This is a genomic window from Mesorhizobium sp. M7A.F.Ca.CA.002.05.1.1 (assembly GCF_003998335.1).
Classification (GTDB): Bacteria; Pseudomonadota; Alphaproteobacteria; order Rhizobiales; family Rhizobiaceae; genus Mesorhizobium.
This window is the reverse complement of sequence record NZ_RZQI01000755.1, coordinates 1-2952: the sequence shown is the minus strand read 5'-3', so window position 1 is coordinate 2952 and position 2952 is coordinate 1. Positions and strand designations below refer to the sequence as shown.

At 64.1% G+C, this 2952-nt stretch carries 4 protein-coding genes; all 4 read right to left on the bottom strand.

Going from position 1 to position 2952, the window contains the following annotated elements:
* Positions 1-111: 111 nt before the first annotated feature.
* Positions 112-1224: a molybdenum ABC transporter ATP-binding protein gene (gene modC, locus EN939_RS27885; RefSeq protein WP_127270937.1), complete on the bottom strand. Its 1113-nt coding sequence runs from the start codon at positions 1222-1224 to the stop codon at positions 112-114.
* Positions 1221-1925, bottom strand: coding sequence for a molybdate ABC transporter permease subunit (gene modB / locus EN939_RS27880; RefSeq protein ID WP_127270935.1), 705 nt, complete (start codon positions 1923-1925; stop codon positions 1221-1223). Before modB ends, modC begins: the two co-directional genes overlap by 4 nt.
* Positions 1926-1940: 15 nt before the next feature.
* Positions 1941-2735, bottom strand: coding sequence for a molybdate ABC transporter substrate-binding protein (gene modA, locus EN939_RS27875; protein ID WP_127270933.1), 795 nt, complete (start codon positions 2733-2735; stop codon positions 1941-1943).
* On the bottom strand, positions 2732-2952 hold a 221-nt coding region (locus tag EN939_RS38660), incomplete at its 5' end, for a hypothetical protein (RefSeq protein WP_206528356.1). The genes modA and EN939_RS38660, both read right to left, overlap by 4 nt.

Below are 2952 nucleotides of genomic sequence, written 5' to 3'. Positions count from 1 at the left end.
CGAGATTTATCCGCAAGCTCAGCGACGGCATCTTTGCTCTCCGCGGTCACAACCCAACCTCATACTAGAAGCTCCCTGGCGAAACCGCTATTCCAAAAAGACATAGCGGGATCATCCATCCGCCTCGGCGGGCAGGCCGGCGCCGGTGTTTGCCCGATCGAAGCTCACCGTCTTGATCACCGCGAAAACCTTGCCGCCAAGATGAAGCTTCAGCGCCTGCCGCGACTGTTCGGTGATGCGGGCAAGCACGGTTGCGCCATTGCAGTCGATACCGACCTCGACCGCGGGCCCTTCGCCCGGGCTCATCGCGGTAATGGTCCCCGGCAGGATGTTGAGCGCGCTGAGACCCGTCGGCTTTTCGGTGGCGATCATCACATCGCGGGCGCGAATACGGATGCGCACCGGCGTACCTGCCTTCATCGCCAGCTGTGGCACCCGGAGCTCGCCCGCGGCCGAGCCGAGCACGGTCATGCCGAAAGCCTCGTCGTGATGCAGCACCCTGGTGTCCAGCACGGCGCCCCCCTCGCCGCGCTCCTCTGCCGGCAACAGGTCGAGCCTTTGCATCACCGCCTCGGTCGGCCCGCTGGCAACGACATTGCCCTGTGCCAGCATCACCACGTCGCTGGCCAGCCTCGCCACTTCGGCGACCGAATGACTGACATAGACGATCGGGATTTTCGTCTCGTCGCGCAGCCTTTCGACATAGGGCAGGATTTCGGCCTTGCGCGCTTCGTCGAGCGAGGCCAGCGGTTCGTCCATGAGCAGCAGTCTGGGGCTGGCAAGCAATGCCCGGCCGATCGCCACGCGCTGTTTCTCGCCGCCCGAGAGCTTTGCCGGCCGCCTGTTCATGAGCGGCCCGATGCCGAGCAGGTCGACGACGGCATCGATATCGGCGTAGCGCTCCGCCGGCGGCGTGAACCAGCGGCCGTAGCGAAGATTGCCGGCAACGCTCAAATGCGGAAACAGCCGTGCGTCCTGGAACACCATGCCGATGCGGCGCTTGTGCTTCGGCACGAAAATGCCGGCACCGGTATCGACCAGCACACGGCCGTCGACCTCGATGCGTCCCCTGTCGGGCCGGATCAGCCCGGCAATCATGTTGATCAGTGTCGTCTTGCCCGACCCAGACGCGCCGAACAGCGCCGTCAGCCGCCCGGCGCTTTCGAAGCGGGCGTCGATGGCGAAACCACCCAGCCGATGACTGATGTCGACGAGAACGCTCATTCGATGTCCAGTCGCCGGCCGACACGCCGCGCCAGCACCTCCGAAGCCACAAGTGCTGCCATGGAGATGACGATGGAGATCAGCGTCAGGCGGAGCGCCCCTTCATCGCCACCCGGCACCTGCGTGAAGGTGTAGATCGCCGACGGCAATGTCTGCGTCTCATTGGGAATGTTGGAGACGAAGGTGATGGTGGCGCCGAACTCGCCCATCGCCTTGGCGAAGGCCAGGATGGCGCCGGCGATCAGCCCGGGCAGGATCAGGGGCAGCGTGATGGTGACGAACACCCAGAGCGGATTGGCGCCGAGCGTTCCCGCCGCCGCTTCCATCTTGCGGTCCACCGCCTCGATCGACAGCCGGATCGCCCGCACCATCAGGGGAAAGCCCATGACGCCGCAGGCCAGCGCCGCACCTGTCCAGCGGAAGGAGAAGACAATGCCGAAATGCTCTGCCAGGAAGGCGCCGGCCGGGCCGCGCCGGCCGAAGGTCAGCAGCAGCAGGTAGCCGGTCACCACGGGCGGCAGGATCAGCGGGAGATGCACCAGCCCGTTGAGAACGGTCTTGCCCCAGAATTGTCCCCGGGCAAGCAGCAGCGCGATCAAGATGCCCGGCGGCAGGCTGGCAAGCATCGCCACCATTGCCACCTTGATGGACAGCCGGACCGCATTCCATTCGTCGGGAGTGAGGTCCAGCAGCCAGTTCATTGTGCCCCTTGGAACTCAGTTGCTCGGCGCGAGCACGGTAAATCCCTGATCCTTGAACAGCGCGGCCGCCTTGGCCGACTGCAGGCATTTCAGGAAAGCCCGCGTATCCTTGTCCTTCGAATCGGCGGTCTGGGCAACCGGATAGATGATCGGCGGATGCGAATCCTCCGGGAAGGTGCCGACCACCTTGACGCCCTTTTCGGCATGCGCGTCGGTGGCATAGACAATGCCAAGGGCGGCTTCGCCCGTCGAAACCAGCTTCAGCGCCGCGCGCACGTTTTCGGCCTGCGCCACCTTGCCCTCGACCGAGGACCAGACGCCGAGCGATTCAAGTGCGGCCTTGCCGTATTTGCCGGCCGGCACCGCCTTGAAATCGCCCATGGCGAGCTTGCCGTCGCCGATCAGCTTGGCGAGGTCGAAGCCCTTCTCGATCCTGGTGTCGACCGCCGAGTCCTTCGGCGCCACCAGCACGATCTGATTGCCGAGCAGCTTCACTTCGGTGTCCGGCTTGGTCAGCTTCTTGTCGGAGAGATATTTCATCCAGTCGAGGTCGGCCGAGATGAAGACGTCGGCAGGCGCCCCGCCCTCGATCTGCTTGGCCAGCGCCGAGCTCGCGGCATAGGAGACGGTCGCCGCCTCGCCGACATCGGCCTCGCAGGCCTTGTTCACGGCGTCGAGCGCATCCTTGAGGCTGGCCGCGGCAAACACCACCACCTTGTCTTCCGCATGTGCTGCCGGCACCGCCGCCATCAACATCGCCGCAAAACCCCCAATGGTGATCGCCCTCGATGCAAAACCTATGCGCGTCATGGAAGACTCTCCCTGGTTTGAAATCCGGCCGGCTCGAAGCCCGCTAACCGATATATCCGTATGAATATAACAAGGGAAGGCCCGGCGCCCCATGAAAGCGCCTGTACGACACCGATTGTTCTGATGAGACCGGCAAAGAAAACCCTGGAAAGGAAACTCCGATGAAGATCAGCGCCCGCAACGTCCTCAAGGGAACGATCGCCGAGATCGTCAAGGG

Bases quoted from the DNA above. Each gene is read 5' to 3' on its own strand.
- modC (WP_127270937.1), bottom strand. From the start codon at position 1,224: ATGAGCGTTCTCGTCGACATCAGTCATCGGCTGGGTGGTTTCGCCATC.
- modB (WP_127270935.1), bottom strand. From the start codon at position 1,925: ATGAACTGGCTGCTGGACCTCACTCCCGACGAATGGAATGCGGTCCGG.
- modA (WP_127270933.1), bottom strand. From the start codon at position 2,735: ATGACGCGCATAGGTTTTGCATCGAGGGCGATCACCATTGGGGGTTTT.